This window comes from Streptomyces bauhiniae (genome assembly GCF_004784475.1).
GTDB lineage: Bacteria > Actinomycetota > Actinomycetes > Streptomycetales > Streptomycetaceae > Streptomyces > Streptomyces seoulensis.
Genome location: NZ_SRRT01000002.1, coordinates 819,223 through 845,558, shown reverse-complemented (window position 1 = coordinate 845,558; position 26,336 = coordinate 819,223). Strand labels below are relative to the sequence as shown.

The window sequence follows — 26,336 nt, the reverse complement described above, 5'->3', positions numbered from 1 at the left end:
GTCAGCCATCCTCCGGCTTCGGCAGGTCGATCCCCGGGAAGATCTTGATCACCGCGCTGTCGTCCTCCCCGCCCAGCCCCGAGGCCGCCGCCTGGAGGAACATCTGGTGGGCGGTGGCGGCCAGCGGCAGCGGAAAGCGCTCCGGGCGGGCGGAGTCGAGCACGATCCCGAGATCCTTGACGAAGATGTCGACGGCCGACAGGGGCGTGTAGTCACCGGCCAGCACATGCGCCATGCGGTTCTCGAACATCCAGGAGTTGCCCGCGCTGTGCGTGATCACCTCGTACAGCGTCCCGGCCGGGACGCCGGCCTTGATGCCCAGCGCCATCGCCTCGGCGGCCGCGGCGATGTGGACGCCGGCGAGCAACTGGTTGATCACCTTGACCTTGGAGCCGAGCCCGGCCTCGTCGCCCAGCCGGTGCACGGTCGCGCTCATCGCCTCCAGTACCGGCCCGGCGAGCGCGTACGCCTCCGGGGCGCCCGAGGTCATCATGGTCAGCTCACCGGCCGCCGCGCGCAGGGCACCGCCGGAGACCGGGGCGTCCAGGTAGCGGACGCCCAACTCGGCCAATCGCGCACCCAGTTCCGCCGACCAGGCGGGATCGACCGTGGAGCACATCACGAACACGGCCCCCCGACGCAGCCGTTCGGCGGCACCTTCCGTTCCGAACAACACCTGCTCGGTCTGGGCGGAGTTGACGACCACGCCGACCAGGACGTCGACGGTGGCGGCGAGTTCACCGGGGGAGGGGAAGGCGGTGCCGCCCTCGCGGGCGAACTCGGCGGCCACCTCGGGCCGTAGATCGTGGACCCCGACGTCGTATCCCGCCGTCCGCAGGCTGCGGGCCATTCCGAGGCCCATGGCCCCGAGTCCCACCACGCCCACGCGGGGCTTCTGGTCCTTCACGCGCAACATCCTTGTCTCGCAGTGGCCGCCCGGACGCCCTCAATGCCGTCGGCGGACAGGTCATATGATGACCTGATGACAGCGATCAACGCACTGTGATGCCGGTCACGTGTGGGGTGGTTCACCGGCGCGGGATGATGGGGCGCGTGCCGGGCATGAGGGTCCTCGGGGGTCCACCGGCCGTCCCGATCCGATCCGCGCAACGGCACAACTGGAGAATTCGCTGTGACCCTCGACGGCATACCGGTAGCTCTCGCACCCGGCGGTGTCCCGGACGCCGTCGCCCGCAAGCAGCGTCTGCGCCGCCGCCTGGAGCGGCTGATCGGGGTGGCCGCCACCGAGGGGAACGAGCTGATCCCGCTGCGCAACGGCAGCGCCATCTTCCCGGCCATGCTCAAGGCCATCGGCTCGGCCCGGCACACCATCGACATGATGACCTTCGTGTACTGGCGCGGCCAGATCGCCCACGACTTCGCCGCCGCCCTGGCCGACCGGGCGCGGGAGGGTGTGCGGGTACGGCTGCTGCTCGACGGGTTCGGCGCCAAGCAGATCGAGCCGGGACTGCTGGACCTCATGGACGAGGCCGGGGTCCAGGTCGCCTGGTTCCGCAAGCCGGTCTGGCTCTCGCCCTTCAAGCAGAACCACCGCTGCCACCGCAAGGCCCTGATCGTGGACGAGGACACCGCCTTCACCGGCGGCGTCGGCATCGCGGAGGAGTGGTGCGGCGACGCCCGCAACCCCGGTGAGTGGCGCGACACCCACGTGCAGGTGCGCGGACCGGCGGTCGATGGCATCGCCGCCGCCTTCGCCCAGAACTGGGCCGAGTGCCACGACGAGCTGTTCGACGACCGCGACCGCTTCACCGGGCACGAGCAGATCGGCGACTCGATCGTCCAGGTCGTGCGCGGCTCGGCCAGCATCGGCTGGCAGGACATGCAGACCCTGATCCGGGTCATGCTCACCTCGGCGGAGGAACGGTTCCGCCTGGCCACGGCCTATTTCGCGCCCGACGACTACTTCATCGACCTGCTGTGCCGCACCGCCCGCCGGGGCGTGAAGGTGGAGATCCTGCTGCCCGGCCCGTACACCGACCAGCGGGCCTGCCAGCTCGCCGGACAGCACCACTACACCAAGCTGCTGCGCGCGGGCGTGGAGATCCGCCAGTACCAGCCGACGATGATGCACGCCAAGATCATCACCGTGGACTCGGTGGCCGCCCTGATCGGCTCCACCAACTTCAACCGCCGCTCCATGGACCACGACGAGGAGGTCATGCTCGCCGTGCTGGACGAGGAGTTCACCGCGTCCCTCGACCGCGACTACGACGCCGACCTCGAACGCAGCGTCGCCATCGACCTCGCCAGATGGCGGCGAAGAGCCGCTTTCCAGCGGCTGAAGGAAGCCGCGGTCAGGCCCGTGAGACGCTTCCTGTGACGAAAGGCAGGCGGCGGTAGCCGAGTGGAAGGCAACGAGGGTGTTCTCGGTGGATGTGAGGCAGCACGCGCTGGGCGTGCTGTTCGTGCTGTGCGGTGAACTGGACTTCGACAGCGTGGTGCAACTGCACGAGGCTGCCGACGACGAACTGAACGGATCGACGGGGACGCTGCCGGTCGTGGTCGACTGCGCCGCCCTGACCTTCTGCGACTCCTCCGGGATCAGCGCCCTGCTCCGCCTCTACCAGCGGCTCATCGCCGAGCAGCGGGCCCTGCGCCTGGCGGCCGTACCCGCCTCGGTGTCACGTCTGTTCACCCTGACAGGTTTGGACCAGCTCTTCTCCGTGCACAAGGACGCTGCTGAGGCGCTTGCCGCAGGCTCGGACGGACGTGGCGTCGTCTCGGCGGTCCAACAGAACGAGGAGCGGAGCGCATGACGCGCGTATCAGGGCTGAACCAGCCCGAGCCAGGCCCGTCGGGAGGCGGCCAGGACGACGATCTGCGCGCGCTCTTCGGGCACTCGACGGCCGTCTTCGCCTCCCTCGCCGGACCGGCGCACATGCTGGAGTCCGCGAACCCGGCGTTCTTCGCCGCGATCGGCGGCACCGAGCGCGCCCGCACCGGCCTGCCGCTCGCGGAACTGCTGCCGGAACTCGCCGACCAGGGCCTCATCGGCCTGCTGGACCGGGTCTACCGCACCGGCCAGTCCGTCACCGGCCGGGACCGCCGGGTGCTGCTCGGCTCCGGCCCCGACGCCCGCGAGACCTTCTTCGACTTCACCTACGAGCCCCGGCTCGACGCCGGCGGCAACGTCACCGGCGTACGCGTCCTCGGCATCGAGACCACGCAGGTCAGACAGGCCCAGCGGCTCACGGCCGAGCAGGCGGCGCTGCTGGAGCAGATCGCCCGCCAGGCCCCGCTGGCCGATGTGCTGCACGGCATGGCGCGGGTCATCGAGGACCTGGCGCCCGAGGAGGTGCTGGTGTCGGTGCTGCTCGCCGACGCCGACGGCCGCCACCTGCGCCACGGCGCCGCCCCCAGCCTGCCCGACTTCTACAACCAGGCCATCGACGGCATCGCCGCCGGTGAGGGCGTGGGCTCCTGCGGCACGGCCGCCCACCGCCGGCAGAGCGTGATCGTCTCCGACATCGCCACGCACGCGTACTGGGACGACTTCCGGGAGCTGGCCGAGAAGGCCGGGCTCGCCGCCTGCTGGTCCACCCCGGTGCTGGCCCGCGACGGATCGCTGCTCGGCACCTTCGCCATGTACCACCGCACGCCCCGCTCGCCCCAGGACAACGACCTCGCGCTCGCCCGGATCTTCGCGGGCACCGCCGCGCTGGCCATCGAACGCCACCAGGCCGAGCAGGCCCGGCAGGCCGCCGAGGCCCGCGAGAGGGCCGCCCGCGCCGACCTCGCCTTCCTGCTGGACGCCAGCACCTCCCTGGCCTACGACCTGGACGCGGCCCAGACCCTCCAGCGCCTCGCCGAGGCGTGCACCCCCACCCTGGCCCCGCTGTGCGCGGTCGACATCGTGGAGTCCGGCCGCGTACGCCGTATCGCGACCGCCGCCCCGGACGCCGAGCGCGGCGCGCTGCTCGCCTCCCACATCCCGGTCTACGACGCCGCCGACGACGCGGTGGCCCGGGTGCTGGCCTCCGGGGTCAGCGAGGTCGCCCGCCGCACGCCGACCGGGCCGGGGCCCTGGCACGACCTGGGCGTCACCGGCTACCTGTGCGTCCCGCTGCTCGACCGGGGTCACACCTTCGGCACCATGACCCTGCTGAGCGTCGGCGACCACACCTTCGACGGGCACACCGTCGCGCTGGCCGAGGAACTCGCCCGCCGGGCGTCCTCCGCCGCCCGCAACGCCCGCCAGTACACGCACCGGGTCACCCTCGCCCGCGACCTCCAGGCCGGCCTGCTGCTGCCCGGCGTCCCCGACGTGCCGGGCGCCGACGTGGGCACGTACTACCACCCGGCCGGCGAGGGACTCGACATCGGCGGCGACTTCTACGACGTCTTCCCGCTGCGGGACGGCCGGTGGGCGTTCATGCTCGGCGACGTGTGCGGCCGCGGCGCGACCGCCGCGACCACCACCGCCCTGGTACGGCACACCGCCCGGGCGGTCGCCCCGCTGCTGCCCGGCCCGCAGGCCGTGGTCGAGGCCGTCAACCGCGCGCTGTGCGACCGCCCCGGCAGCCACGGCACGGGCTTCGTCACGCTCGTCTACGGGCAGCTCACCCCGACCCCGGCGGGCCTGGACATCGAGCTGATCCGGGCCGGTCACACCGCACCCCTTGTCATCGACGCCGGGAACACCGTGCGCGCGGTGGACGCCTCCGGGCTCCTCCTGGGCGTGGCACCCGACCCGCACGTGAGCCCGCGTCGGCTCCAACTGCGCCCGAACGAGAGCCTGTTGCTCTACACCGACGGCCTCACCGAGGCCCGCGCCCCGGACGGCGAGCAGTTCGGCGACGTACGCGTGGCCCAGGCCCTCGCCGGCTCGCCCCGCCCGCCCGCCGCAGGGCGCCTGATCGACTCGCTGACCGAGGCCGTACGCGTCTTCACGGGCGGCCACGACATCGACGACGACCAGGCGGTGCTGGTCCTCACGGCGACGGGCGAGTAGTCAGGACGGGCCCGGATTGCCGATGCCGCCGCCGCGAGCCCACGATGAACCCGGGTCGGGTACGCGCTCGGTGATGGCCTGCTGGATGTCCATCACGAGCAGGGCGGACTTGGTCACGTCTGGTCCTCACGGGTTCGTTCGGGTACGGGTTCGCCCTGGCCGGCGCCGAGGCCGCGCAGGGAGCGGTCGGCGACGGTCACGGCGAGGAAGAGGGCGCTGACGGCGAGCATCAGCCAGGAGAGGTGGTGCAGTCCGCCGGTGTCGGCGCGCTGTCCGAAGAGGGCGCCGCTCGCGGCGGAGGCGACGATCGCGCCGAGGTAGCCGAAGGTGCGCAGCAGCCCGGCGGAGGAGCCCATCCGCTCGGGGTCCGCCTGGTGGAACACGGAGTTCTGCAGGGCGAGGCCGTTCAGGCCCTGCGGCACGCCGAGCACGAACACGACGGCCAGCAGCATCCACACCGGGCTCGCGTCGGTCAGCGTCAGCAGCAGCGCGCACGCGGCGAGCTGGCCGACCGAGCCCACCAGGAGCTTGGCGCGGATGGCCTGCCGGCGCCCGGTGAGCGTCGAGACCACCAACGCGGTGGCGAACAGCGGGAGTTGGACCAGTCCCGCCTGGGAGGCCGACAGTCCCCGGCCCTCTTCCAGCCACTGGGTGTACCCGTACAGGAAGGCGTAGCTGACGATGTAGGCGAGCAGCGAGCGGGCGTAGGTGGCCAGCAGGGGGAGGTTGCCGCTCAGGACGCGCAGGTCGATGAAGGGCTGCGGGGTCCGCAGCTCCCGTCGGGCGAAGGCCGCCGACGCGAGAACGGTCAGGACCGGCAGGTACCACTGGGCGGCGCCGGGTTCCATGAGGAAGAGGAGCAGGCAGACCAGGGCCGCGGCGAAGAGGCCCATGCCGGGCAGGTCCAGTGCGGCGAGCGGGTGCCGGTCCTCGGTACGGGGTGCCGGTGGGGTGACGGGGAGGCGGCGGGCGCCGAGGTACAGGCCGACCAGGGCGAGCGGGATGTTGACGGCGAGGGTGGCGCGCCAGCCGCCGACACCGATCAGCAGTCCGCCGAGGCTGGGGCCGATCACGGCGACGGTCTGGGTGGTGACGGCGAGCGCGGTGAGTACGCCCGTCGGGCTCTCCTGGCCGGTGCGCCGGGCCTCGCTGCGGATCAGGTACATGGCGGCCGGATAGCCGGAACAGGTACCGAAGCCGAGCAGGACGCGGGCGGCGATGAGCACGCCGAGGTTCGGGGCGAGCATCCCCACGACACCCGCGACACCGGTGAGCGCGGTGCCCACCAGGAACAGCCGGCGCGGCCCGAAGAGGTCGATCAGCCGGCCCACGACCGGCTGGCCGATGGACGTGGCCAGATACAGGGCGGAGACCAGCCAGGCGGTCTGCGCGGGCGGTGCCCCGAAGGCGGCGCCGATCGGCACCAGGGAGACCGAGAGGACGGAGGAGTTGACCGGGTTGAGTACGGAGCCCAGCATCATGGGGGCGAGCAGGCGCCGGTCGAAGCCGTCGCTCTTCTTCGCCCGCCGGGGCAGCAGTTGGCGCAGGGTCACGAGCGGACGACCCGGTCCAGTATGGCCGCCGCCTCCAGCAGGGTCCGCCGCTCGTCCTCCGTGCACTGGTCCTCCAGCGCGCGGGTCAGCCAGCCCTCCCCGGCCCGCCTGCGGTCCTCCAGGAAGGCGTGCCCGCTGTCGGTGACGAACACCAACTGGCGCCGCCCGTCGGAGGGGTCCGGCCGCCGGGACACCAGCGCGCGCTCCTCCAGTACGGCCACGGTGGCGGCCACCGACTGGTGCCGCACCCGCTCGGCGGCGGCCAGGTCACTGACCGACGCCTCCCCGTCCTTGTCCAGCCGGCTCAGCACGGACGTCTGGGACGGGGTCAGGTCTCCGGGGTCGTAGCTCTCCCGCATCCGCCGGCGCAGCCGGCTGAACACCACGCGGAACTCGTGCGCGGCGTGTACGGCGGATTCGGACACACCGGTGGTGTCAGCGATCTCGGTCATATGTACAGGCTAACTTGCGCAGCCCAGGCTGTGCAATATCGGGCCGCCCCCAGGGAGCGGCCCGCTGAAGGGTCAGACCGTCGCGAGGCGGCGCAGCTCCTTCTTGTCGGGCTTGCCGACGTCCGTCAGGGGCAGCGCGGACGGGAAGGTGATCCGGGCCGGCTCGTACATCGCGCCGCGCTCCGCCCGTACCAGCGCGCGGAGGTCGTCGGCGGTCGTGGTGGCGCCTGGGGCGAGGAGTACGGCGGCGTGGACGCGCTCCATGCGGTCCTCGTCGCGGACGCCGAAGACCGCGCTCTGCAGGACGTCCGGGTGGGTGTTGAGGAGGTCCTCCAGCTCGGTGGTGTACACATGGCCGCCGACCACGACGATCATGTCCTTGAGGCGGTCGACCACGGTGAGATAGCCCGCGTCGTCGCGGAAACCGACGTCACCGGTGTGCAGCCAGCCGTCCTGGAGCACCTCGGCGGTGAGCTGCGGCTGCTTCCAGTAGCCCTGCATGACCATGGCGGAGCGGACGCAGATCTCGCCGTGCTCGCCGTCCGGGAGGACGTTGCCGTCGGCGTCCCGGATCTCCACGTCGACGCCCGGCAGGATCTTTCCGGCGGTACGCAGCAGCGCGGGGTCGTCCGGGTCGTGGTCCTTAGGGGGCAGCACGCTGATGAGCCCGCCCTCGTTCTGCCCGTACCCCTGCATCAGCACCGGGCCGAGACGGCGTACGGCGTCGGCGATGCGGGCGGGGGAGGACTGGCAGCCGCCGTAGAGGACCTGGCGCAGGCCCGAGGTGTCGGTGTGCGCCATGTCGGGGTGGTCGAGCAACTGGTAGAGCAGCGGCGGCAGGAGCCACATGTGGGTGATGCGCTCGCGCTCGACGGTACGCAGCACCTCGCCCGGCTCGAAGTCGTCCAGCAGGACCACTGTGCCGCCGGTCTCCAGTACCGCGTCGGCGAGCATCCCGGCCGCGTGGGCGATGGTCGTGGCGACCAACTGCCGGTGTTCGCCGGTCTCTTCACCGGTGACCGGACGCGCGGAGCGGGTCTCCTGGACCTGACGGAAGGTCGTGCAGATGCCCTTGGGGTGGCCGGTGGTGCCGCCGGTGTGGCGGATGCCGCAGATGTCGTCCGGTTCCGCCCGGCTCGGGAACGGCTCGGCGGACTGCGCTGCGGCCAGCGCCAGCAGGTCGTCCGCGCTGTCGCAACGGCCCAGCGTCAGCACCGACTTGACCGGCACCGAAGCGGTGATCTCCGCGGCCCGGTCGGCCAGCCGGGGGTCGACCACGAGGGCCCGTGTCTCCACGTCGGCGACGATCGCGGTCTGCACCTCGGCGGAGAGCTTGCTGTACAGGTGGTTGACCTGAGCGCCGATCAGGTTGGCGGCGTAACGCACCGCGATCGCCTCGGGGAGGTTGCCGCTGAGCAGGGTGACGGTCTGGCCGCGCTCGATCCCCTGAGCCTGCATGGCCCACGCCATCCGATGCACCAGATCGCGCAACTCCCCTGCGGACAGCCGGTGTTCACCGTGAACGAGGGCCTCGCGTCCGGGGTTCTCCGCCAGGGCGTCGAGGATGTCCTCCACGGGGTTGCGGAAGCGTGGGGCGGCGACGTCGGGCATGGGGGTCCTCCTGGGCCGGGGCGTGCGGGGGCCCGGCCGGTTGTTGCTGTTGTGCTGTGGGGGGACGGGAAGGTTCCCGAATAAGGTTGCCTAGACCAACCAAGTCGACTCTAGGACGCCCGTGGGGACAGCGCCAACTTCGCGGCCGCGAACGTCGACAATCGGCCGATTCGGCTAGGTCAATCGGCCAATCTCGATCCCCTACGCCCCCGCTGACCAGCAGCGACAGCGGTCCGGCACAGGGGTGTTCAGCCTGCCGTCAGCGCGGAGACCAGGCTCGCCACCGTCACGGTGTTGAACACGAACGCGATGACCGAGTTTGCCGACACGGTGCGCCGCATCGGCCGCGAGGTCACGCTCACGTCGGTGGCGCCGAAGGTCGTCATGACCGACAGCGCGAAGTACATGTAGTCGCCCCAGAGCGGGGAATCGGGGCCGGGGAAGTCCAGCGCGCTGTCGCCCTCCACGATGTCGTCGGCCTGGAAGGTGACCGCGAAGGACACGGCCACGCAGACCCAGGCGACGGCGACGAGGGCGAGGGCGACCAGGACGCGGGGGACCGCGGGGAACGTCGTACCGAGGTGGCCGGGCAGCCACACCACCGCGACCGCCAGCGCGGCCGCCGCGATGAACAGCGACACCCCCGGACCGGGCGCGGTGCCGATGACGTACCGCTGGAGCACCGTGCCCCGGCTGTCCCGCTCGGCCCAGGAGCGGATGCGCTCCGGGGAGGCGGTGGAGAACGCGCCGAGGGTGAGCGCGAGATAGGGCAACAGGTAGGCGAACAGCGACAGTACGCCGATGTCCCCGGCGGACAGCTCCACCGCGTGGCCGGTGAGGACGAGCAGCGAGAGGACCGCCGCGGTGCAGGCCGCGACGAGCACGCTCGCCGAGGAGCGGCGCCGTTCGGAGAGCCAGCGATGCACCGGGAGCCCCTCTGTTCGCGGTCGGCATGGTCACCTCGGGTGACGATAGGCGCTCGGGGTGCCTCGGCCGTGGAGCCGCGACGGGGGTCCGTCGCGGCTCCTCCTCGTCACCAGGACGACTTGCGCACCCCCGGCAGGAATCCGGCGTGCGCCTGCTGCCGGACGTTCACCCGGGAGAGGCCGAACTTCCGGAGGTGGCCGCGCGGACGGCCGTCCACGCTGTCGCGGTTGCGTACGCGGGTCGCGCTGGCGTCCCGTGGCTGACGGCTCAACTCCCGCTGTGCTGCTTCGCGTTCGGTCGGTGTGGAGGACGGCCTGCGGATGATCTCCTTCAGCTCGGCCCGGCGTGCCGCGTACCGCTCGACGGTGCGCCGGCGGTCGTCGTTCTTGGCGATCTTGCTCTTCTTCGCCATCAGACATTTCCTCCTCGGGCCCGGATGCGTGCCACGGCGGCTTCGACGCCGATGGCGTCCACCGTCCTGACCGCCCGTGCGCTGAGGGTCAGCCGGATGTGGCGGCCCTCGATGGGCAGCCAGTACCGCTTGCGCTGGATGTTGGGGTCGAAGCGGCGCGGGGTGCGGCGGTGCGAGTGGGAGATGCGGTTGCCGAAGCCTGGTTTGGCGCCGGTGAGTTGGCAGTGGGCGGACATGGTGGGGCTGCTCCGTTCCAGGATCGCCGTTGACGGCCCTTGTCGGTAATGAAAATCGTTGTCGTATGCTACCCCTATGGCTCGCAACGAGATCCGCCCGATCATCAAGCTCCGCTCCACCGCCGGCACCGGCTACACGTACGTGACCCGGAAGAACCGGCGGAACGACCCCGACCGCATGACCCTGCGCAAGTACGACCCGGCCGTGCGCCGGCACGTCGACTTCCGCGAAGAGCGCTGAACCGCCCCCACCAGGAGAGGAATCCGCCATGAAAACCGGTATCCACCCGCCGTACGCACCCGTCGTCTTCCGTGACCGCGCGGCCGGGTTCGCCTTTCTCACCCGGTCCACCATGACCAGCGAGCGCAGCGTGGAGTGGGAGGACGGCAACGTCTACCCGGTGGTCGACGTCGAGGTCTCCTCGGCGAGCCACCCCTTCTACACCGGCACCGCCCGTGTGCTGGACACCGCCGGCCGCGTCGAGCGCTTCGAGCGCCGGTACGGGGGCGGCCGATGAGCGGGGAACTCGCGGTCGTCATCGTGGCCGGGCTGCATGCCGAGGCCCGGCGCCGTACCGTCGACCGGCTGCTGCGTGACGTACCCGGCAGCGCTGCCCTCCACCACGACCTGTCGACGGCCGCCACGGGCATGGTGCGCCGGAGTGTGCGGGACGCGTCGGGGTTCTGGTCCAGCGGTGAGACTCCGCTGGTCAACGACTGCGCGTGCTGTGCGCTGCGGGAGGATCTGCTGCCCGAGCTGCGGCGGCTGGCCGAGGACGGGACGACCCGGCTGGCGGTGGTCGAGCTGTGGGACTCCGTCGAGCCGCGTGGGATGGCCGAGCTGGTGGCGGCGCACGGGGAGGGGTTCCTGCGACTGACCAACGTCATGACGGCTGTCGATCCCGCGCTGCTGCTCGCCTGCCTCGGCAACGGGGACGACCTCGCGGAGGCGGGGCTCGCGGCGGCGGCGACCGATCAGCGGACCGTCGGGGACACGTTCGCCCGGCAGTTGGAGTACTCGGCGGTTCATGTCCTCGCCGACCCCGGCGAGGCCGAGGCGGCCGACCTCGCGCTGCTGGAGCAGCTCCATCCGACGGCCCTGCGTGTCGCCCTCGACTCGCCGGAGCCCGCGCGGCTGGCCTTCGCCGGGTTCGACGTAGAGTCCGCGGCGGCGGCCCAGCATCCCGCGTGCGCGCTGCTGCCGCAGGACGCGGAGTCGGCCGGGGTCGCCACGCTGGTCTACCGGCACCGGCGGCCTTTCCATCCCGGGCGGCTCTACTCCGCGCTGGAGGAGCTGTGCTGCGCGGCCGCCCGCAGCCGGGGCCGCTTCTGGCTCGCGGACCGCCCGGACACGCTGCTCTCCTGGGACGCGGCGGGGGGTGCCCTCTGCGTCGAGAGCGCGGGGCCCTGGCTCGCCGCACTGCCCGACGCGGCCTGGGAGTTGGTTCCCCCGGTACGGCGTGCCGCCGCCGCGCTGGACTGGCACCCGGTGCACGGCGACCGCTGCCAGCACCTCGTCTTCACCTCACCCGACCTCGACCGCGACGGCCTCGCCACGGTCCTGGACTCCTGCCTCCTCACGGACGCGGAGATGGCGGGCGGTACGGAGTCCTGGAAACGCTTCCCGGCCGCCTTCGACCAGTTCCTCGACCCTGCTGTCTGACTTACGCAAGGAGCGATTTCATGTCCCGCCATCCCACTCGCCCCCGCCCCAACCCCCTGGAGGCCGCCGGCATCACCTACATCGACTACAAGGACACCGACCTCCTGCGGAAGTTCCTCTCCGACCGAGGCAAGATCCGCAGCCGCCGGGTCACCCGCGTCACCGCCCAGCAGCAACGCCAGGTGGCCACCGCCATCAAGAACGCCCGCGAAATGGCCCTGTTGCCCTACACCGGGCGCTGAACCTCAAGAAAGGAAACCGACATGGCCGTACCCAAGCGAAAGCTGTCCCGCAGCAACACCCGCCACCGCAGGTCCCATTGGAAAGCGAACGCGACCCAACTGGTACCGGTGACGATCGACGGCACCACCCACCTGATCCCACAACACCTGGTCCCGGCTTACCGGCGGGGGCTGTTGCGTCCGGAGCCGTAAGTGATGGGGGCGTGGGGCCGGCGACGTCCCGCGCCCCTACATGCCGGTTCGTCCGTCGAGCAGCTCGCGTACGACGTCCAAGTGGCCGTTGTGGCGGGAGGTTTCCTCGATGAGGTGGAGGAGGACCCAGCGGAGGTCGACGTGGCCGCCGGTGCTGATGGGGCGTTTGGCGGGGGTGTTCAGGTCGTGGGCGGAGACGAGGTGGCGGTAGCGGGTGCTCTGGGACTCGTAGTCGGCGAGGAGTTGGGGCAACGGGGTGTCTACCGCTGTGCGCATCTCGGGGTCGGGGTCTTCGTCGGTGGCCTCGGTGAGGGGGCCTGCCGGGTCCTCGCCGAGGAACATCACCTCGAACCAGTAGTGCTCGACCCAGCGGAGGTGGCTGATCAGGCCGCACAGGGTCATCAGCGGGGAGTGGGGGAGCGGGGCCCGGCGGGCGTCTTCGGGGGAGACTCCCTCGCACTTGGCTCGGGCGGTGTCGCGGGCGTAGTCGAGGAACGTGGTGAGCTGCGTGCGCTCGTCCCAGGTGGGAGGCGTGTCGGTCTGTCGAGTCATCGCGGGGAGTCTCCCGTAGCCGGGAAGCGGTGTCGACCGAATTGCCGCCGGGGTACAGCGGCGCTCAGGGTGAGGTGGGCGTACTTCTGGCTGATCTCGTCCAGCCCCGCCCCGGAGCAGCAGGCGTCAATTTCTTCTTGACGGTTGGCTATCGTCAACTTAATCTTGACGCATGAGTCCACTCGACATCAATCTCGCCGACCTGATCGCCCGACTCGACGAAGAACTCCCCGACGGCAGCGACCTCGCGCACATCAGTGAGGCGCGGCTGCGGGCGCAGACGTTGTCGGATCTCGGGGATCAGCTCATCGACCACTACGTGAGCAAGGCCAAGCGGTCCGGGGCGTCCTGGACCGAGATCGGGGATGCCATCGGGGTGTCCAAGCAGGCGGCGCAGCAGCGCCACGCGCCGACGCCGTTCGAGCGGTTCACCCACCTCAACCGGCACGGCATCGTGCTGGCGCAGGAGGCCGCGCGGACGCACAAGCACGACTCGATCGGCACCGAGCACCTGCTCCTCGGCCTGCTCGGGGAACCGCAGGGCCGGGCGTACGAGACGCTGGTGGCGCAGGCGGGGTCGGAGCAGCGCGTCCGGGACGCGGTCGCGGAGGTGCTGCCCCCGGCCGGGACCAAGGCGCTGCGGGGCCACATCGCGTTCCGCGAGGAGAGCAAGGCGGCCATCGAGCAGGCGCGGGACGCGGCGGCCGAACTGGGTCACGACTGGGTCGGCACCGAGCACATGCTGCTGGGCCTGATCCGGGTCGAGGACAGCCCGGCCGCCCAGATCCTGCGTGAACTCGGGTTCACTCCGGAGGAGTTGCGGGAGACGGTCGCCGCCCGGGGTGAACGCTAGGCGTCACGCCTCCCAGAACGACGTCAACGCCTCGATCACCGCCTCCGGTTCGTACACGTTCGGGGAGTGCCCGCCGCCCATGATCTCCGTGTAGCGGGCGCCCAACTCCCGTGCCATCGCGGCCGCTTCACGCTCCGGCCAGGTGTCCTCCGGGGTGCCGAAGACCACCGACAGAGGGATGCCGGAGTCGCGCAGCGCCCCGCTGCGGTCCGGCTCGCCGATCATCTGCTCGGCGGCCAGCCGCAGCGCCTCCGGGGCGTTGCGGGCCCAGCGGTCCGAGAGGAAGGCGAGCACCTCCTCGGAGACCCCGCCGTCCTCCGGGCGGAGGAAGGGCCACAGGTCCGGGACCGGAGTCGTGCGCAGGGCGTCCAGCAGGAGTCGCAGACGCTCCCGCGTCGACTCCGAGACGGCCGCCGGGCCGAAGTTCAGCAGGGTCAATGAGGCCCAAGTGTCGGCAGGAGAGGGGGAGTTCAGCACGGCCAGGCGCGACACCAGCCCCCCGTACGAGTGCCCCACCAGATGCACCGGGCCCAGCACCCCCGCCAGTGCGATCACGTCCGACGCCAGATCCTCGGGCGCGTACGACGGGGCCTGAGACGCCGGGCCGGTCTCGTACTGGCCCCGCTGGTCGATGGCGACGACCCGGTAGCCGGCCTCGGCCAGGCCGGGCAGCAGCGGCAGGAAGTCCTCCTTGCTGCCGTTGAAGCCCGGCACCAGCAGGGCCGTACCGCGCGGGACCGGGGGAGCGGCCGTGAACGCGGCGAAGGTTCCCCGGTCGGTGTCCAGGCGCACGCTCCGGACGCTGTCGGGGCGGGCGATCGAGAGGATCTGGCTCATGAGGGTGATGGTACGTAAGGCCCTGTCCCAGGAATGGACCCCCTCTTGACGTGGCGTCCGGCGCGGGCCGACACTCCAAGTCGGGGAAGTCCAGCGAACAGGTGGGGACGCATGACGCGCCTGGAGACGGTGACCGGCCGCAGCGGCCGCACGCCGTCGCGCGCCCCCCTCCTCAGGGTCCCCCTCCTCACCTCCCGCCTGCACATCGACCTCCTGCGCGTGTGCAGCGCCATCGGACCGCGCCACTGATCCGGGCCCTCGCCCGTCCACGCGCCCTTCTCGTCACTCCTCTCTCACGTCAGCCGCCGCTGTTCCCGCAGGCGCGCGCCCGCGCGCCCTCGCCCCTGGGGAGACGTACGTATGCCCATCACCGCGCCGACCGCCCTTCCGACCGTCCGGCACAGCTCCGCCTTCCGGGGCCGGCTCGGCCAGGACGCCCGCAGCGGCCACTACGCCGTGCCGCACCGCTACCGGCTGCACCTCTCCACCGCCGACCCCGACGGACTGCGCCTCGCCATCGGCCACAGCCTGCTCGGTCTCGACGCGAGCTGTCCGGTCACCCTGCTCCCCGCCGTCCCCGACGCCCCGGACGGCAGCCACACCGCGCTCCGCCCGCTCTACGAGGCCAGCGCGCACCGCTACTCCGGCCCGGCGCCCGCCCCCGTGCTCAGCGACGCCTGGTCCGGACGCATCGTCAGCACCCACGCGCCGGACATCCTGCGCGACCTGGACCTCTTCCCGCGCGCCGGCGGCGACCCGCTGCGGCCCTGCGGCTGGGAGTCCACCATCGACGCGGTGGAACGGCTCTGCGCCGAGGGCATCGAACAGGCCGCGCAGCGGGCGGGCCGCGCCGACGAGGACCCGGCAGGCCGGGCCGCCGCGCTGGAGGTGCTCCTCGACACCCTGTCCCGGCTGGAGCGCTGGCTGACCGAAGAGGAGTACCTGGCCGGGGGCCGGCTGACCGCCGCCGACATCGACCTCTGGGTCTCCCTGGTCCAGCTCGACACCGTGCACCGCTGCCACCTCGACGCCTCCGCCGTGCACCGGATCACCGGCTTCACCGCGCTGTGGTCCTACGCCCGCCGCCTCGCCGCCCACCCCGCCTTCGGCACCCACCTCGACCTCGACGGCATCGCCCGCCGCCACCACGGCCACTGCCAGGGCCTCGAAGCCGCGGGCGCCGCCGTACAGATCCTCGACTGGGCGGCCCACGCCAACAGGAAGAACTAACCCACCGCGTCCACCAACACGGCCAAGGCGCCCGCCACTTGCTCCAGGCCCGGTCCGGCCGGCCCGCCGGGCTCGGTCATGTACGTGTCGCGGCGGATCTCCACCATCAGCGCGCTCACCCGCCGGTCCCGGCCGTAGTGCGCGAGGGGTACGTAGGTCCCGCTGAACGGGCTGTCCAGGCCCGTCTTCCCGTACGGGGAGAACGCCGACCGGGCCGCCGCCGTCAGCCCCGGCGGGGTGTGGAAGGCGTCCGTGCCCAGGCACACCGCCGGGCGCGGGCCCTCGCCGTGCAGCTCGTACGGCAGCGGGCGGGACGGGTAGGAGTGGACGTCGATCACCACCGCCCGCCCGGTCGCGGCCAGCCGCTCCGACACCGCCTCGGTGATCGCGCGGGCGTACGGCTCGAAGTACCGCTCGATCAGCGGCTTTTGGTCGGTGTCCTCGGCCCGCAGCGGCTCCCGGTGCGTGGTGCGGGTGTACACCGCGCCCATGCCCACCGCGCGCATCTCCTCCCGCTCGTCCGGGAACCGCTCCGGGTCCACCACCAGCCGGGACAGCCGGTTCACGAACCGCCACGGCCGCACTCCCGCCAACTCGGCCACCCGAGAGGCAAGTTCAGCGGTGTGCGCATCCGTGATGTGGTCCAACTCCCGCTCCAGCGCGGCGTCGTCGAGCAGCAGCCCCGCCCGCACCTCCGCCGGGACCGCCCGCGCGGAATGCGGTACGTGCAGCAGCACCGGCGACGCCGGGTCGCCCGGCAGCAGTTCGAACGAAGGCACATCGGCTCCCAGGGATCAGCGCAGCAACTCGGCGGCCAGTCTGCCAACCTGCTCCGTCTCGATCAGGAACCCGTCGTGCCCGTACGGCGATTCCACCACCCGCGCCCCGTCCGCCGACGGGATCAGCGCGGCCAACTCCCGCTGCTGGGACAGCGGATAGAGCCGGTCGGAATCCACCCCGGCCACCAGGGTCGGCGCCCGCACCCCCGCCAGCGCCGAGCGGATACCGCCCCGCCCGCGCCCCACGTCATGCGCGTTCATCGCCTCGGTCAGCACCACATAACTCCCCGCGTCGAAGCGCCGGACGAGCTTCTCGGCATGGTGGTCCAAGTACGAGCCCACCTGGTAGCGGCCCCCGTGCCACGGGTCCTCCCCGCCCTGCGGCGACCGGCCGAACCGGGTCTGGAGTTCCGCCTCCGCGCGGTAGGTCACGTGGGCCAGACGCCGGGCCAGACCGAGTCCGTCCACCGGGCCGCGCCCGGCGGAGTGGTAGTCGCCGCCCCGCCAGTGCGGATCGGCACGGATGGCCCCCAACTGGATCTCCGCCCAGGCGATTTGCTCGGCGCTCGCCGAGGCGGCCGTGGCCAGCAGCAGGAGCGCCCCGACCCGCTCCGGGTACGACACCGCCCACTCCACCGCCCGCATCCCGCCCATCGAGCCGCCGACGACCAGCGCCCACCGCTCGATCCCGAGGGCGTCCGCGAGTCCCGCCTCCGCCGCCACCTGGTCCCGCTGGGTCAGGAAGGGGAACGCCCCGCCCCAGGCCCGGTCGGTGCCCGGCCGGGGAGAGGCCGGGCCGGTGCTGCCCTGGCAGCCGCCCAGCGCGTTCGGCGCCACGACGAACCAGCGGTCGGTGTCCACCGCCCGGCCCGGACCGACCAGCGCGTCCCACCAGCCGGGCGTGGGATGCCCCGGCCCGGCCGGACCGGCCACATGGCTGTCACCGGTCAGCGCGTGCAGCACCAGCACCGCGTTGGACCGGTCCGGCGCGAGCCGGCCCCAGGTCTCGAACGCCAGCCGCACGCCCGGCAGTTCACCGCCCACCTCCAGCGGCAGCGGCGTACCGGCCGTGTGCCACCGGCGGCGCCCGGCGGGGTCCCCGTCCCGCCAGGCGCCGGTGACCGGCGGGAGCGGGGCGGGGCGGGCGCGCGGAACGGTGCTCAGGAGGCGCCCTTGGCCGCGCGGAACCCGGCCTCCAGGTCCGCCTTCAGATCGGCCAGGTTCTCGATGCCGACCGACAGCCGGACCAGACCCGGCGCGGTACCGGTCGCCGTCAACTGCTCCTCGTCGAGCTGGCTGTGGGTGGTGGACGCGGGGTGGATGATCAGACTGCGTACGTCACCGATGTTGGCGAGGTGGCTGAACAGCTCCACCGCGTCCACGAACCGCTTGCCCGCCTCCACACCGTCCCGCAGCTCGAAGGAGACGACCGCGCCGGAGCCGCGCGGGAGATACTTCTGCCCGGCCTCGTACCACCGGCTGGACTCCAGGCCCGGATAGTGGACGGCGGCCACCTCGTCGCGGCCCTCCAGCCACTCGGCCAGGGCCAGCGCGTTGGCGGAGTGCCGTTCCAGGCGCAGGCTCAGCGTCTCCACGCCCTGGAGCAGCAGGAACGCCGAGTGCGGGGAGAGCGCCGGGCCCAGGTCGCGCAGCAACTGCACCCGCAGCTTGACCGCGAAGGCGCCCGGACCGAGCGCCGGCCAGTACCGCAGGCCGTGGTAGCTGGGGTCGGGCTCGGAGAAGTCCGGGAAGCGCTCGGGGTGGGCGCCGAAGTCGAAGGTGCCGCCGTCCACCACCACACCGGCGATGGCGGTGCCGTGCCCGCCGAGGAACTTGGTCGCGGAGTGCACCACGATGTCCGCGCCGTGCTCGATGGGCCGGAGCAGATACGGGGTCGGCACCGTGTTGTCCACGATCAGGGGCACGCCCGCGTCGTGCGCCACGTCCGCGACCGCCCGTACGTCGAGCACGTTGCCGCGCGGGTTGCCCAGGGTCTCCGCGAACAGCGCCTTGGTGTTCGGCCGGATCGCGGCCCGCCAGGCGTCCACGTCGTCCGGGTCGTCCACGAAGGACACCTCGATGCCCAGCCTGGGCAGGGTGTGCCGGAACAGGTTGTACGTGCCGCCGTACAGGGAGGCGCTGGAGACGATGTGGTCGCCCGCGCCCGCCAGGGTCAGCAGGGCGAGCGTCTCGGCGGCCTGCCCGGAGGCCAGCGCGACGGCGGCGACCCCGCCCTCCAGCGCGGCGATCCGCTGCTCGAACACGTCCTGCGTCGGGTTGTGGATGCGGGTGTAGATGTTGCCGGGCTCGGCGAGCGAGAACAGGTCGGCGGCGTGCTGGGTGTCCTGGAAGACGAAGGACGTGGTCTGGTAGATCGGCGTGGCCCGCGCCCCCGTGGTCGGGTCGGGCACCGCGCCGGCGTGGATCTGCCGGGTCTCGAAGGACCAGGCCGAGGTGTCGGGTCCGGCGGGCGGCTCGTCCGGGGTGTGTCCTGCGGTGACCGAGTCGATGGGCTGGCTGCTCATGGTGCTCCTCGTGCGGTGCGGGCGCGGGTTCGGGCACGAGACAAGCACGGCAGGACAGCTCCGGACAGCCCGGCACGAACCCCGACACGAGGACTTCATGTACGCCACATCCCCGCAACACGGCCGCAGCACAGCCCGGTTACGACCGTGCCCCGGCCGGAGGAGTTCCGGCCGGGGCACGCGCGTACAGCTACCGCAGACGTCAGCTCAGCGAGCCGAGCGCCGCGTTCCAGGTGGCCGACGGGCGCATGACCGCGTCCGCCTTGGCCTTCTCCGGCTGGTAGTAGCCGCCGATGTCGGCCGGGGAGCCCTGGACCGCGAGGAGTTCCTCGACGATCTTCTGCTCGTCGGCGGCGAGGGACTCGGCGAACGGGGCGAACGCCTTCGCCAGGTCGGCGTCGTCGGTCTGCTTGGCCAGCTCCTGCGCCCAGTACAGGGACAGGTAGAAGTGGCTGCCGCGGTTGTCGATGCCGCCGACGCGACGGGTCGGGGACTTGTCCTCGTTGAGGAAGGTCGCCGTGGCGCGGTCCAGGGTGTCGGCGAGGACCTTGGCGCGGGTGTTGCCGGTGGTCTCGGCGTACTGCTCGAAGGCGGGGACCAGGGCGAAGAACTCACCGAGGGAGTCCCAGCGCAGGTAGTTCTCCTTGACGAGCTGCTGGACGTGCTTCGGGGCGGAGCCGCCGGCGCCGGTCTCGAACAGGCCGCCGCCCGCCATCAGCGGGACGACCGACAGCATCTTGGCGCTGGTGCCCAGCTCCAGGATCGGGAAGAGGTCGGTCAGGTAGTCGCGCAGCACGTTGCCGGTCACCGAGATGGTGTTCTCGCCGCGGCGGATGCGCTCCACCGACAGCTTGGCGGCCTCGACCGGCGGCAGGATACGGATGTCCAGGCCCTCGGTGTCGTGCTCGGTGAGGTACTGGTTGACCTTGGCGATCAGGTTGGCGTCGTGCGCGCGGGTCTCGTCCAGCCAGAAGATGGCCGGGTCGCCGGTGGCGCGGGCGCGGGTGACGGCCAGCTTGACCCAGTCGCGGATCGGGTCGTCCTTGGTCTGGCAGGCGCGGAAGATGTCGCCCTCGGCGACCGGCTGCTCGATGAGCACGTTGCCGTCGGCGTCGACCACGCGGACGGTGCCCGCGGCGGCGACCTCGAAGGTCTTGTCGTGCGAGCCGTACTCCTCGGCCTTCTGCGCCATCAGGCCGACGTTGGGGACCGTGCCCATGGTGGACGGGTCGTAGGCGCCGTTGGCGCGGCAGTCCTCGATGACGGCCTGGTAGACACCGGCGTAGGAGGAGTCCGGGATCACCGCGAGGGTGTCGTGCTCCTCGCCGTCCGGGCCCCACATGTGGCCGGAGGTGCGGATCATGGCGGGCATGGAGGCGTCCACGATGACGTCCGAGGGGACGTGCAGGTTGGAGATGCCCTTGTCGGAGTCGACCATGGCGAGCGCGGGGCCCTCGGCCAGCTCGGCGTCGAAGGACGCCTTGATCTCGGCGCCCTCCGGCAGGCTCTCCAGGCCCTTGTAGATGCCGCCGAGGCCGTCGTTGGGGGACAGGCCGGCCGACTTCAGGGTCTGGCCGTACTTGGCGAACGTCTTCGGGAAGAAGGCGCGCACCACGTGGCCGAAGACGATCGGGTCGGAGACCTTCATCATCGTCGCCTTCAGGTGCACGGAGAACAGGACGCCCTCCTCCTTCGCGCGGGCGACCTGCGCGGCGAGGAACTGCTCCAGCTCGGCGACGTGCATGACGGAGGCGTCGACGACCTCGTCCTTGCGGACCGGTACCGACTCGCGCAGCACGGTGGTGGTGCCGTCCTCGGCGACCAGCTCGATACGGAGCGTGCCGTCCTCGGCGATCACCGTGGACTTCTCGGTGGAGCGGAAGTCGTTCTCACCCATGGTGGCCACGTTCGTCTTGGACTCGGGGGTCCAGGCGCCCATGCGGTGCGGGTGGGTCTTGGCGTAGTTCTTCACCGAGGCGGGGGCGCGGCGGTCGGAGTTGCCCTCACGCAGGACCGGGTTCACGGCGGAACCCTTGATCTTGTCGTAGCGGGCGCGGACCTCGCGCTCCTCGTCGGTCTTCGGGTCCTCGGGGTAGTCCGGCAGCGCGTAGCCCTTGGCCTGCAGCTCGGCGACGGCGGCCTTGAGCTGCGGGATGGACGCCGAGATGTTCGGCAGCTTGACGATGTTCGCGGCCGGCGTCTTGGCCAGGTCGCCCAGCTCGGCGAGCGCGTCCGGGATGCGCTGGTCCTCGGTCAGGTACTCCGGGAAGACGGCGATGATGCGCCCGGCCAGCGAGATGTCGCGGGTCTCCACGGGGACCCCGGCCTGCGCGGCGTACGCCTGGATCACCGGCAGGAACGAATGGGTCGCCAGGGCCGGCGCTTCGTCCGTGTAGGTGTAGATGATGGTCGAGTCAGTCACCGGGTGCTCCGCTCCACGTCTGCAACATTGCTCGACATCAAGATATCTCGTGACCGGGTCCGGTTCGACAGGGGTCCGCGCCCGACCGCTCAGCGCGCGCCGCCGGTCATCTCCCGCTCGATCCAGCGGCAGATCACCTCCACCACGTACACATGCTCGGCGCGGGTCAGGTCCCGGCCCTTGGGGATGCCGTGGTTGCGCAGCAGACAGGTGCGGCAGCAGGTCCCGGTGGCGTGCTGGGCGACGAAGACGGGATGGCCCCGGTACGGGGTCTGCTTGCCGTCCTTGTACGGCCGGGCCGGGGCGAGCCGCCCGGCGATCAGGTCGTACGCGTGCCAGCGGATGGTGGCCGGGCCCTTCAGCTCGGCGGTGACCCGGTCGCGTCCGCGCAGGTGGAACCTGGCCCGGAACGGCTGCCGGGTGATCGAGTCGAGCCGGGCGTCCAGCTCGGCGGGGGAGGGCGGCGTGAAGGGCTCGGGGTCGGGCGCCGGCTCGGGATCGCGGGAAGAAGTCATACTATTTCGAGCTTAGCCCGGTGGCGTGAGCCCCGGCCGCGCGTGCCACGACGCCGAGCACTCCGACGAACCCGTCGACGTGGGCCGTACCGTCGAGCTGGTGCTGCTGCACGACCTGGTGGAGACCTACGCCGGTGACACCCCGCTGCACGACAGCGCGGGCGGCGCCCCCGGCCGGGAGGGCGCCGCCACAGCGCTCACTGCTCGGACGGTGCCGGGACGTCGTCGGCCGTGCGCTGGTGCGGTATCAGCACCGAGCCCTGCTGGAGCGCGACCGTACGGGTGGGGGCCGGGATGCGGATGCCCTCCTCGCGGTAGCGGCGGTGCAGCCGCTTGATGAACTCGTGCTTGATCCGGAACTGGTCGCTGAACTCCCCGACGCCCAGGATGATCGTGAACCCGATCCGGGAGTCCCCGAAGGTGTGGAAGCGGATCGCGGCCTCGTGCTCCGGGACGGCACCGGTGATCTCGGTCATCACCTCGTTCACGACTTCCGCCGTGACCTTCTCCACGTGCTCCAGGTCCGAGTCGTAGCTCACCCCCGCCTGCACCAGCACCGTCAGCTCCTGCTCGGGGCGGGTGAAGTTGGTCATGTTGGTCTTGGCGAGCTGGCCGTTGGGGATGACCACCAGGTTGTTGGAGAGCTGGCGCACGGTCGTCTGACGCCAGTTGATGTCGACGACGTACCCCTCCTCGCCGCTGCTCAGCCGGATGTAGTCGCCGGGCTGCACGGTCTTGGAGGCGAGGATGTGGATGCCGGCGAACAGGTTGGCCAGCGTGTCCTGGAGCGCCAGCGCGACCGCCAGACCGCCGACGCCCAGCGCGGTGAGCAGCGGGGCGATCGAGATGCCGAGGGTCTGCAGCACCACCAGGAAGCCGATGGCCAGCACCAGGACGCGGGTGATGTTGACGAAGATGGTCGCCGAGCCCGCCACCCCCGAGCGGGACTGGGTGACGCTCTGCACCAGGCCCGCGATCACCCGCGCCGCCGACAGGGTCACCACGAAGATCAGCCAGACCTGGAGGGACTGGTTGACGTGGTGCTGCACGGTACGGGTCAGCGGCAGCACGGCCGCGCCCACCGCGATGCCGCCCGCTATCGCCGCCCACGGCACGACCGACCGCAGCGCGTCCACGATGACGTCGTCACCGCTCCAGCGGGTCCGCTTGGCGTGCTTGGCCAGCCAGCGCAGGACCGTGCGGGACAGGAAGGCCAGCACCAGGCCGGCGGCCAGCGCGATACCGGCGAGGACCAGGTCGTCCAGGGTCGGCGTGCGGTTCACCGGGCGCCTCCGGTAGCCGAAACGGCGGTGTGGAGCCTGCTGTGAAGTCTCGTCACGTTGTCACCTGCTCGAAGTCCGGGATGTGCCGTGGCGCGCCGCACACCGGTCACCGGCGGGCGCGGTTGATCGTCATCCTGCCGTATCCCGGCGGGTGTTCCCGACCGGAACGGCGGTGCTGCGACGTGCCGTCCACCACGTCCGTCGGGCGTACTCGGGGTAACACCCGCCGGTTCAGAGGCCGGTGTACGAGCCGTGCCGTCCGGCGCCCTCGGCGAACCGGCGCGCGCCGTGCAGGGACTCGTCCAACACGGCTGTTCCGTGCCGGAGTTCGCGCTGGAGGGCGTCCTCCTCGGAAAGGCCCTCCTGGTCGAGTACCGAGGCGCGGTCGGAGCGCAGGCAGTCCTGGGGGAAGCGGGCGATGGCCGCCGCCAGCTCCTCGGCCTCGGCGCGGGCGCGTCCCGGCGGGACGACACGGTCCGCGAGGCCGATGGCGTGCGCCTCGGCGGCCGGGACCGGGCGGCCGGTGAGGATCATGTCCATGGCCCGGCCATTGCCGATCAGCCGGGGCAGCCGTACCGTGCCGCCGTCGATCAGGGGGACGCCCCAGCGGCGGCAGAAGACGCCGAACACCGCGTCCTCCTCCGCCACCCGCAGGTCGCACCACAGGGCCAGCTCCAGACCGCCCGCCACGGCGTGCCCGGCCACGGCCGCGATCACCGGCTTGGACAGCCGCATCCGGGTCGGGCCCATCGGGCCGTCGCCGTCCGGCGCGACCCGGTTGCCGCGCCCGGTGCCGATCGCCTTCAAATCGGCGCCCGCGCAGAACGTACCGCCCTCGCCCCACAGCACCGCCACGCGCGCATGCTCGTCCGCCTCGAACGCCTGGAAGGCGGCGGCCAGTTCGGCCGCCGTCGGGCCGTCGACCGCGTTGCGCGCCGCCGGGCGCGACAGGACGACCGTCGTCACATGACCGTGCGTCTCCACCCGAACCGGCACCGGGCTCCTCCTCGCCTCGCCGAGCTGCTGGAGGGGCCACTGTGCCGCACTTTGACCCCGAACGGTTGACCTCAAGCAAACTTGAGGTCCTACGTTGGACGCATGAGCATGGAAACCACCGCCTGGACGCAACTGCACAGCGTGATGACCGCGCAGCAGCAGCGCCGGCCCCTCGCCCGCGCCACGCTGCGCCGCATCGCCGCCTTCGCCCGACCGCGCCGCGCGGGCATCACCCGGTTCGTCCTGCTCGGCATCGTCACCGCCCTGCTCGCGGTCGCCACCCCGGTGCTCGCCGGACGCGTGGTCGACGCCATCGTGGCGGGCCACGACTCCGGCCGGGTGGTCCGGCTCTCGCTGCTCATCGCGGCGGTCGCGCTCGCCGAGGCCGGGCTCGGCATCCTGGTCCGGCGGCTGTCGGCGACGCTGGGGGAGGGGCTCATCCTCGACCTGCGCACCGCCGTCTTCGACCACGTCCAGCGGATGCCCGTCGCCTTCTTCACCCGCACCCGCACCGGCGCCCTGGTCAGCCGCCTCAACAACGACGTGATCGGCGCCCAGCGGGCCTTCGCCTCCACCCTGTCCGGCGTGGTCACCAACGTGGTCACGCTGCTGCTCACCCTCGCCGTCATGCTCGCCCTGTCCTGGCAGATCACCCTCCTCGCCCTGGTCCTGCTGCCGGTGTTCGTGCTGCCCGCCCGCCGGATGGGCACCCGCATGGCCCGGATGCAGCGCGAGGCGGCCGAGCTGAACGCGGCCATGGGCACCCGGATGACGGAACGCTTCTCCGCGCCCGGCGCCACCCTCGTCAAGCTGTTCGGCCGCCCCGAGGAGGAGTCGGCCCAGTTCGCCGCCCGCGCCGGCCAGGTCCGGGACATCGGTGTGCGCACCGCCACCGCCCAGTCGGTGTTCATCACCGCCCTCACCCTGGTCTCCGCCCTCGCGCTCGCCCTCGTCTACGGCCTCGGCGGCTGGTTCGCGCTGCGCGGCACCCTGGAGGCCGGCGCCGTCGTCTCCCTCGCCCTGCTGCTCACCCGGCTCTACGCCCCGCTCACCTCGCTCGCCGGGGCGCGGGTGGAGGTGATGAGCGCGCTGGTCAGCTTCGAGCGGGTCTTCGAGGTGCTGGACCTGGAGCCGCTCATCGCGGAGAAACCCGGCGCGGTCGCGGTGCCGGACGGCCCGGTCGCCATCGAGTTCGACGACGTGCGCTTCGCCTATCCGGCCGCCGACAAGGTCTCCCTGGCCTCGCTGGAGGAGGTCGCCGCACTCGACGTACGCGGCGGCGCCGAGGTGCTGCACGGTGTCTCCTTCCGCGCCGCCCCCGGCGAGACCGTCGCCCTGGTCGGCTCCTCCGGCGCCGGGAAGTCCACCATCGCAGCGCTCCTGCCCCGGCTGTACGACACCGACGGCGGCGCCGTACGGGTCGGCGGTGTCGACGTACGCGACCTCAGCGCGGCGTCGCTGCGGGCGACCGTCGGCATGGTCACCCAGGACGGCCACCTCTTCCACGACACCGTCCGCGCCAACCTGCTCCTCGCCCGCCCCGACGCCGGGGACGACGCACTGTGGGACGCGCTCGGCCGGGCCCGGCTGGACGGGGTCGTACGGTCCCTGCCGGACGGGCTCGACACGGTCGTCGGCGAGCGCGGCTACCGGCTCTCCGGCGGCGAACGTCAGCGCATGACCATCGCCCGGCTGCTGCTCGCCCGCCAGCGCGTCGTCATTCTCGACGAGGCCACCGCCCACCTCGACAACACCTCCGAGGCGGCCGTGCAGGAGGCCCTCACCGAGGCGCTCCACGACCGCACCGCCGTGGTCATCGCCCACCGGCTCTCCACCGTCCGCGCCGCCGACCAGATCCTCGTCGTGGAGGCCGGCCGGATCGTGGAACGCGGCACCCACGACCAGCTCCTCGCCGCCGGGGGCCGGTACGCCGAGCTGTACCGCACCCAGTTCGCCCGGAAGGACGGCGAGACAGTGCCGGTGGCCTGATCCCGGCCCCGGTGAATCGCCGCGTCGCCGTGCTGGACGCCACCCGCGCGAGGGCCCACCATTCCTCCCACGGACACGGGAGAGAGGGACCGGCG

Annotated in this window: 28 protein-coding genes and 1 pseudogene; 13 read left to right on the top strand and 16 right to left on the bottom strand. The window is 72.0% G+C overall.

Annotated features, from left to right (window positions below):
- Position 1: 1 nt before the first annotated feature.
- Positions 2-907: an L-threonate dehydrogenase gene (gene ltnD, locus E5083_RS09145; protein WP_135785083.1), complete on the bottom strand. Its 906-nt coding sequence runs from the start codon at positions 905-907 to the stop codon at positions 2-4.
- A gap of 225 nt (positions 908-1,132) precedes the next feature.
- Between ltnD and E5083_RS09140 the strand changes: the two genes are divergently transcribed.
- Genes E5083_RS09140 through E5083_RS09130 form a run of 3 tightly spaced genes read left to right on the top strand, consistent with a single transcriptional unit; the run spans position 1,133 to position 4,972 of the window.
- A complete protein-coding gene (locus tag E5083_RS09140) occupies positions 1,133-2,341 on the top strand; it encodes a phospholipase D-like domain-containing protein (protein ID WP_167513499.1) in 1,209 nt (402 codons plus the stop codon).
- Between the two features lie 49 nt (positions 2,342-2,390).
- Complete coding sequence (locus E5083_RS09135; RefSeq protein WP_167513498.1) at positions 2,391-2,777, top strand: STAS domain-containing protein; 387 nt, start codon at positions 2,391-2,393, stop codon at positions 2,775-2,777.
- The gene (locus E5083_RS09130) at positions 2,774-4,972 is read left to right on the top strand and encodes a SpoIIE family protein phosphatase (protein ID WP_135785081.1); all 2,199 of its coding nucleotides are present in this window, start codon (positions 2,774-2,776) and stop codon (positions 4,970-4,972) included. The genes E5083_RS09135 and E5083_RS09130 overlap by 4 nt, the downstream gene beginning before the upstream one ends.
- Positions 4,973-5,085: 113 nt before the next feature.
- Here E5083_RS09130 and E5083_RS09125 read toward each other — a convergent pair whose 3' ends face one another.
- The 6 genes from E5083_RS09125 to rpmB all read right to left on the bottom strand — a co-directional run bounded on the left by E5083_RS09125 (position 5,086) and on the right by rpmB (position 10,163).
- Positions 5,086-6,453 carry an MFS transporter gene (locus E5083_RS09125; protein ID WP_135785286.1) on the bottom strand — a complete coding sequence of 456 codons (1,368 nt, stop codon included), beginning with the start codon at positions 6,451-6,453 and terminating at the stop codon, positions 5,086-5,088.
- 68 nt (positions 6,454-6,521) lie between these two features.
- Positions 6,522-6,977, bottom strand: a complete 456-nt coding sequence (locus E5083_RS09120; RefSeq protein ID WP_135785080.1) for a MarR family winged helix-turn-helix transcriptional regulator — start codon at positions 6,975-6,977, stop codon at positions 6,522-6,524.
- A 72-nt stretch (positions 6,978-7,049) separates the two neighbouring features.
- Positions 7,050-8,588 carry an AMP-binding protein gene (locus E5083_RS09115; RefSeq protein ID WP_135785079.1) on the bottom strand — a complete coding sequence of 513 codons (1,539 nt, stop codon included), beginning with the start codon at positions 8,586-8,588 and terminating at the stop codon, positions 7,050-7,052.
- A 248-nt stretch (positions 8,589-8,836) separates the two neighbouring features.
- Complete coding sequence (locus tag E5083_RS09110; protein WP_135785078.1) at positions 8,837-9,514, bottom strand: DUF1345 domain-containing protein; 678 nt, start codon at positions 9,512-9,514, stop codon at positions 8,837-8,839.
- A 107-nt stretch (positions 9,515-9,621) separates the two neighbouring features.
- Complete coding sequence (gene rpsN / locus E5083_RS09105) at positions 9,622-9,927, bottom strand: 30S ribosomal protein S14 (RefSeq protein ID WP_135785077.1); 306 nt, start codon at positions 9,925-9,927, stop codon at positions 9,622-9,624.
- Positions 9,927-10,163 carry a 50S ribosomal protein L28 gene (rpmB, locus tag E5083_RS09100; protein WP_135785076.1) on the bottom strand — a complete coding sequence of 79 codons (237 nt, stop codon included), beginning with the start codon at positions 10,161-10,163 and terminating at the stop codon, positions 9,927-9,929. Before rpmB ends, rpsN begins: the two co-directional genes overlap by 1 nt.
- A 76-nt stretch (positions 10,164-10,239) precedes the next feature.
- On the opposite strand from rpmB, the gene rpmG reads away from it, so the two are divergent.
- From rpmG to rpmF, 5 genes are read left to right on the top strand one after another with little or no spacing between them, the layout of a single operon-like run.
- A complete protein-coding gene (gene rpmG / locus E5083_RS09095; protein WP_135785075.1) occupies positions 10,240-10,404 on the top strand; it encodes a 50S ribosomal protein L33 in 165 nt (54 codons plus the stop codon).
- Positions 10,405-10,432: 28 nt separating this feature from the next.
- Complete coding sequence (locus E5083_RS09090) at positions 10,433-10,681, top strand: type B 50S ribosomal protein L31 (RefSeq protein WP_135785074.1); 249 nt, start codon at positions 10,433-10,435, stop codon at positions 10,679-10,681.
- Entirely contained in the window at positions 10,678-11,826 is a 1,149-nt protein-coding gene (locus E5083_RS09085; RefSeq protein ID WP_135785073.1) for a CobW family GTP-binding protein, read from the top strand. Before E5083_RS09090 ends, E5083_RS09085 begins: the two co-directional genes overlap by 4 nt.
- A gap of 20 nt (positions 11,827-11,846) precedes the next feature.
- Complete coding sequence (rpsR, locus tag E5083_RS09080; RefSeq protein ID WP_135785072.1) at positions 11,847-12,068, top strand: 30S ribosomal protein S18; 222 nt, start codon at positions 11,847-11,849, stop codon at positions 12,066-12,068.
- A 21-nt stretch (positions 12,069-12,089) separates the two neighbouring features.
- The gene (gene rpmF / locus E5083_RS09075) at positions 12,090-12,260 is read left to right on the top strand and encodes a 50S ribosomal protein L32 (protein WP_135785071.1); all 171 of its coding nucleotides are present in this window, start codon (positions 12,090-12,092) and stop codon (positions 12,258-12,260) included.
- A 36-nt stretch (positions 12,261-12,296) separates the two neighbouring features.
- Here rpmF and E5083_RS09070 read toward each other — a convergent pair whose 3' ends face one another.
- On the bottom strand, positions 12,297-12,812 hold the full coding sequence (locus E5083_RS09070) for a DinB family protein (RefSeq protein ID WP_135785070.1): 516 nt from the start codon (positions 12,810-12,812) through the stop codon (positions 12,297-12,299).
- Positions 12,813-12,984: 172 nt separating this feature from the next.
- Between E5083_RS09070 and E5083_RS09065 the strand changes: the two genes are divergently transcribed.
- Positions 12,985-13,665, top strand: coding sequence for a Clp protease N-terminal domain-containing protein (locus tag E5083_RS09065; protein ID WP_135785069.1), 681 nt, complete (start codon positions 12,985-12,987; stop codon positions 13,663-13,665).
- Positions 13,666-13,668: 3 nt separating this feature from the next.
- On the opposite strand, the gene E5083_RS09060 is transcribed toward E5083_RS09065, so the two are convergent.
- On the bottom strand, positions 13,669-14,502 hold the full coding sequence (locus tag E5083_RS09060; protein ID WP_135785068.1) for an alpha/beta fold hydrolase: 834 nt from the start codon (positions 14,500-14,502) through the stop codon (positions 13,669-13,671).
- 111 nt (positions 14,503-14,613) lie between these two features.
- Between E5083_RS09060 and E5083_RS31170 the strand changes: the two genes are divergently transcribed.
- Together E5083_RS31170 and E5083_RS09055 are read left to right on the top strand one after the other, a co-directional pair.
- Positions 14,614-14,751, top strand: a complete 138-nt coding sequence (locus E5083_RS31170) for a putative leader peptide (protein WP_167513497.1) — start codon at positions 14,614-14,616, stop codon at positions 14,749-14,751.
- A 111-nt stretch (positions 14,752-14,862) separates the two neighbouring features.
- Complete coding sequence (locus tag E5083_RS09055; protein WP_135785067.1) at positions 14,863-15,732, top strand: glutathione S-transferase C-terminal domain-containing protein; 870 nt, start codon at positions 14,863-14,865, stop codon at positions 15,730-15,732.
- On the opposite strand, the gene E5083_RS09050 is transcribed toward E5083_RS09055, so the two are convergent.
- The 5 genes from E5083_RS09050 to E5083_RS09030 all read right to left on the bottom strand — a co-directional run bounded on the left by E5083_RS09050 (position 15,729) and on the right by E5083_RS09030 (position 21,973).
- Positions 15,729-16,523, bottom strand: coding sequence for an N-formylglutamate amidohydrolase (locus E5083_RS09050; RefSeq protein ID WP_135785066.1), 795 nt, complete (start codon positions 16,521-16,523; stop codon positions 15,729-15,731). The genes E5083_RS09055 and E5083_RS09050 overlap by 4 nt on opposite strands.
- A gap of 3 nt (positions 16,524-16,526) precedes the next feature.
- Entirely contained in the window at positions 16,527-17,675 is a 1,149-nt protein-coding gene (gene metX / locus E5083_RS09045; RefSeq protein WP_135785065.1) for a homoserine O-acetyltransferase MetX, read from the bottom strand.
- Positions 17,672-19,036: a bifunctional o-acetylhomoserine/o-acetylserine sulfhydrylase gene (locus tag E5083_RS09040; RefSeq protein ID WP_135785064.1), complete on the bottom strand. Its 1,365-nt coding sequence runs from the start codon at positions 19,034-19,036 to the stop codon at positions 17,672-17,674. The genes metX and E5083_RS09040 overlap by 4 nt, the downstream gene beginning before the upstream one ends.
- Positions 19,037-19,238: 202 nt before the next feature.
- Positions 19,239-21,458 (bottom strand): NADP-dependent isocitrate dehydrogenase, encoded by a 2,220-nt coding sequence (locus E5083_RS09035; protein WP_135785063.1) that lies wholly within the window; start codon positions 21,456-21,458, stop codon positions 19,239-19,241.
- 89 nt (positions 21,459-21,547) lie between these two features.
- Positions 21,548-21,973: a DUF4186 domain-containing protein gene (locus E5083_RS09030; RefSeq protein ID WP_135785062.1), complete on the bottom strand. Its 426-nt coding sequence runs from the start codon at positions 21,971-21,973 to the stop codon at positions 21,548-21,550.
- A gap of 25 nt (positions 21,974-21,998) precedes the next feature.
- On the opposite strand from E5083_RS09030, the pseudogene E5083_RS32000 reads away from it, so the two are divergent.
- A pseudogene (locus E5083_RS32000) lies at positions 21,999-22,124 on the top strand (HD domain-containing protein); the annotation flags it as partial.
- 46 nt (positions 22,125-22,170) lie between these two features.
- Here the strand turns inward: E5083_RS32000 and E5083_RS09020 are convergent.
- Together E5083_RS09020 and E5083_RS09015 are read right to left on the bottom strand one after the other, a co-directional pair.
- Positions 22,171-23,256, bottom strand: a complete 1,086-nt coding sequence (locus E5083_RS09020; protein ID WP_135785061.1) for a mechanosensitive ion channel family protein — start codon at positions 23,254-23,256, stop codon at positions 22,171-22,173.
- Positions 23,257-23,487: 231 nt separating this feature from the next.
- Positions 23,488-24,252, bottom strand: a complete 765-nt coding sequence (locus E5083_RS09015; RefSeq protein ID WP_135785060.1) for a crotonase/enoyl-CoA hydratase family protein — start codon at positions 24,250-24,252, stop codon at positions 23,488-23,490.
- A gap of 108 nt (positions 24,253-24,360) precedes the next feature.
- Between E5083_RS09015 and E5083_RS09010 the strand changes: the two genes are divergently transcribed.
- Complete coding sequence (locus E5083_RS09010; protein ID WP_208754017.1) at positions 24,361-26,241, top strand: ABC transporter ATP-binding protein; 1,881 nt, start codon at positions 24,361-24,363, stop codon at positions 26,239-26,241.
- Positions 26,242-26,336: the final 95 nt, after the last annotated feature.

Coding starts and splice junctions, on each gene's coding strand:
- E5083_RS09070 (WP_135785070.1), bottom strand. CDS start 12,812: ATGACTCGACAGACCGACACGCCTCCCACCTGGGACGAGCGCACGCAG.
- E5083_RS09120 (WP_135785080.1), bottom strand. CDS start 6,977: ATGACCGAGATCGCTGACACCACCGGTGTGTCCGAATCCGCCGTACAC.
- E5083_RS09085 (WP_135785073.1), top strand. CDS start 10,678: ATGAGCGGGGAACTCGCGGTCGTCATCGTGGCCGGGCTGCATGCCGAG.
- rpsN (WP_135785077.1), bottom strand. CDS start 9,927: ATGGCGAAGAAGAGCAAGATCGCCAAGAACGACGACCGCCGGCGCACC.
- E5083_RS09060 (WP_135785068.1), bottom strand. CDS start 14,502: ATGAGCCAGATCCTCTCGATCGCCCGCCCCGACAGCGTCCGGAGCGTG.
- rpmF (WP_135785071.1), top strand. CDS start 12,090: ATGGCCGTACCCAAGCGAAAGCTGTCCCGCAGCAACACCCGCCACCGC.
- E5083_RS09065 (WP_135785069.1), top strand. CDS start 12,985: ATGAGTCCACTCGACATCAATCTCGCCGACCTGATCGCCCGACTCGAC.
- rpsR (WP_135785072.1), top strand. CDS start 11,847: ATGTCCCGCCATCCCACTCGCCCCCGCCCCAACCCCCTGGAGGCCGCC.
- E5083_RS09010 (WP_208754017.1), top strand. CDS start 24,361: ATGGAAACCACCGCCTGGACGCAACTGCACAGCGTGATGACCGCGCAG.
- E5083_RS09030 (WP_135785062.1), bottom strand. CDS start 21,973: ATGACTTCTTCCCGCGATCCCGAGCCGGCGCCCGACCCCGAGCCCTTC.
- E5083_RS09040 (WP_135785064.1), bottom strand. CDS start 19,036: ATGAGCAGCCAGCCCATCGACTCGGTCACCGCAGGACACACCCCGGAC.
- E5083_RS09090 (WP_135785074.1), top strand. CDS start 10,433: ATGAAAACCGGTATCCACCCGCCGTACGCACCCGTCGTCTTCCGTGAC.
- rpmG (WP_135785075.1), top strand. CDS start 10,240: ATGGCTCGCAACGAGATCCGCCCGATCATCAAGCTCCGCTCCACCGCC.
- E5083_RS31170 (WP_167513497.1), top strand. CDS start 14,614: ATGACGCGCCTGGAGACGGTGACCGGCCGCAGCGGCCGCACGCCGTCG.
- E5083_RS09055 (WP_135785067.1), top strand. CDS start 14,863: ATGCCCATCACCGCGCCGACCGCCCTTCCGACCGTCCGGCACAGCTCC.
- E5083_RS09125 (WP_135785286.1), bottom strand. CDS start 6,453: ATGATGCTGGGCTCCGTACTCAACCCGGTCAACTCCTCCGTCCTCTCG.
- rpmB (WP_135785076.1), bottom strand. CDS start 10,163: ATGTCCGCCCACTGCCAACTCACCGGCGCCAAACCAGGCTTCGGCAAC.
- E5083_RS09130 (WP_135785081.1), top strand. CDS start 2,774: ATGACGCGCGTATCAGGGCTGAACCAGCCCGAGCCAGGCCCGTCGGGA.
- E5083_RS09115 (WP_135785079.1), bottom strand. CDS start 8,588: ATGCCCGACGTCGCCGCCCCACGCTTCCGCAACCCCGTGGAGGACATC.